Source organism: Dehalococcoidia bacterium, from assembly GCA_030018455.1.
GTDB lineage: Bacteria > Chloroflexota > Dehalococcoidia > DSTF01 > JALHUB01 > JASEFU01.
Genome location: JASEFU010000016.1, coordinates 1 through 2,614 on the forward strand (window position 1 = coordinate 1; position 2,614 = coordinate 2,614).

The window sequence follows — 2,614 nt, forward strand, 5'->3', positions numbered from 1 at the left end:
GAAGAACGACAACGGCGGACGGCATAGTGTCACCAATGTACTGAACGAGTACACTTCATTGACCGCCCGTATTTGCCCCGCCTATAATGTGTCGCGTGAGCCCGACCGGTCGCGGCGGGCCGCAATTCGCCGAAGAAGTGTTGCTTGGGCCAGTTTGCCTCACTGCTGCGTAGTCCGCGCGTCTGGCTCGGTTTCGGGCTGAGCATCCTCTTTATCGCCATTTTCGTTCTTCGTACCGACTTCAGCGAGATCGGCGACGCCTTCGCGGAGGCCAACTACTGGTGGGCGCTGGCGTCGATACCGGTGTATTTCGCCGGCGCCTGGTTCCGGGCCTGGCGATGGGGCTATCTTCTTAAGCCGCTCGACAAGTTCTCCACCGTGACCCTTTTCCCGATCGTCATCATTGGGTTCATGGCGAACAACCTCATTCCGGCCCGAGCGGGCGAGATCGTGCGGGCGTACATCGTCGGCGAGCGTCAACGCGTCAGCAAGATGGCGGCCTTCGGTACGATAGCCGTCGACCGCGTGTTCGACGGGATCGTGCTGCTGCTGTTCCTGCTGATCGCTGGCGCGGTCTCCGGTCTGAGTAATGAGCTGACGACGATCGCTGTGTCGATGAGTGTCCTCTTCGGCGCCTGCCTTGTTGTTTTCGCGGGGCTCGCGCTCTCGGAGGGGTTCGCGCGCTGGAGCGTCGGCATCGCGCTGCGGGTGACTCCCGCCCGTCTGCGGCCGCAGGTCGCGGGGCTTGTGGGCTCGTTCGTCGTCGGTCTGCACTCGCTGCGGAGCCCGCTCGACATGGTGGGCGCGTTCGTCACGTCGCTGATCTCGTGGCTCCTCGAGGCGACGATGTACTTTATGGTCGGGCTGGCGTTCGGACTGGACCTCGGGTTCGAAATCTATCTGCTCGTCACTGCCGGGGCGAACCTGGCGATATCCGTGCTCGCGACGCAGGGCGGCGTCGGCCCCTTCGAGGTCGTCACGCGGGAGACGGTGGTGTATTTCGGCGGCGCCGGCGCGGAGAGCGCTGCTTCCGCGTACGCAGTCGCGCTGCATGCGCTTGTCCTCATACCGGTCATCGCGCTCGGGCTGTACTTCCTGTGGGCGATCAACCTTTCGCTGGGCGAGGCGCTGAAGGGGCGAGCGGCGGCTGTCGAGCAACCGCTCCCGGCGACGGGCGAAGCCGCGGCCGGCCTGGCGGGAGAGGAGATCGGACAGGGATGAACGTTGGCATCATCGGCGGCGGCATCGCCGGCCTCACCGCGGCGTACCGTCTGCAGCAGCTAGGCCATCAGGTCGCCGTGTACGAGGCGCGGCCGTTCCTCGGCGGGCAGGCGGGCACGTTCGAAGTGGGCGGCGAGCGCCTCGAGGTCTTCTACCATCATTTGTTCAGCAGCGACACGCACGTCATTTCCCTGATCGAGGAGATGGGACTGGGCGAGCGGCTGTCCTGGCGCGACTCGAAGGTTGGGTTTTATTACGGCGGCCGGGTGTACGATTTCGTCACGCCGATGGACCTCCTGCGTTTCCGGCCCGTCTCGCTTGTGGACAGGGTCCGTCTCGGCCTGGTCGGGCTGTACCTGCGGCGGCAGAAGGACTGGCGCCGCTACGAGGGGGTCACCGCGCGCGAGTGGATCAGGCGCTGGGCGGGAAAGCGCAACTACGAGGTGGTATGGGGGCCGCTGCTGAAGGGGAAGTTCGGTTCGCGCGCCGATGACGTGGGGATGGTCTGGTTCTGGGGGAAGATCTTCCTCCGCTTTGCCTCGCGCGGCGGCGGGGTCGCGCAGAAGGAGAAGCTGGGGTACCTGATGGGCAGCTTCGGGCTGCTGACCGACGAGCTATCGCGACGGCTCAGGGAGGGGGGCGCGCGCCTCGAGACGGGACGCCCCGTGGAACAGATCGTGGTGCAGGACGGCCGCGCGTCGGGCGTGCGTCTCGCCGGCGGTGAGACCGCGCCCCACGATGCCGTCATCGCGACGGTGCCCAACGGGTCCTTCCTCCAGATGGCGCCCTTCCTGCCCCAAAGCTACGCCGCCCTGTTGCGGAAGGTGCAGTACCAGTGGGCGACGTGCCTGGTCCTGGCGCTGAAGGAGTCGCTCTCACGGATTTACTGGATGAACATCAGCGACCCCGAAATCCCGTTTGTGGGCGCCATCGAGCACACGAACTACATCGAGCCTTCGCACTACGGCGGCCGGCGCATCCTCTACCTGTCCAACTACGTCGAGGAGTCGTCGCCGGTGGCGGACATGAGCATCGACGAGATCAGCGCCCATTACCTGCCGCACCTTACGAAGATCAACCCCGCCTTTTCGCCGGATTGGGTGACGGAGCGCTGGCTGTTCAAGGACCCGGCGGGCCAGCCGGTGATAACGACGAACTACGGGTCGTCAATACCGGACCACCGGACGCCGGTGCCGGGACTGTACCTGGCGAACACGACGCAGATCTACCCCGAGGACCGCGGCCTCAACTACTCGGTCCGCCTGGGCGAGAACATCGCTCGACTCGTCTCGGATGATCAGCGGGCGACATAGCCCCAGCGGCAGGCGTGTCGGCGTCTGCGCTCGTCCAGATACATTCCGTACACCATAATGCCACGTGGGGAGAGGAAGAT

Annotated in this window: 2 protein-coding genes; both read left to right on the forward strand. The window is 65.3% G+C overall.

All coding sequences use genetic code 11. The features are described 5' to 3' along the window. Positions 1–144 precede the first annotated feature (144 nt). Positions 145–1,221 carry a lysylphosphatidylglycerol synthase transmembrane domain-containing protein gene (locus tag QME71_11100; protein MDI6858846.1) on the forward strand — a complete coding sequence of 359 codons (1,077 nt, stop codon included), beginning with the start codon at positions 145–147 and terminating at the stop codon, positions 1,219–1,221. Beyond that, positions 1,218–2,534, forward strand: a complete 1,317-nt coding sequence (locus QME71_11105) for an NAD(P)/FAD-dependent oxidoreductase (protein MDI6858847.1) — start codon at positions 1,218–1,220, stop codon at positions 2,532–2,534. The genes QME71_11100 and QME71_11105 overlap by 4 nt, the downstream gene beginning before the upstream one ends. Positions 2,535–2,614 lie beyond the last annotated feature (80 nt).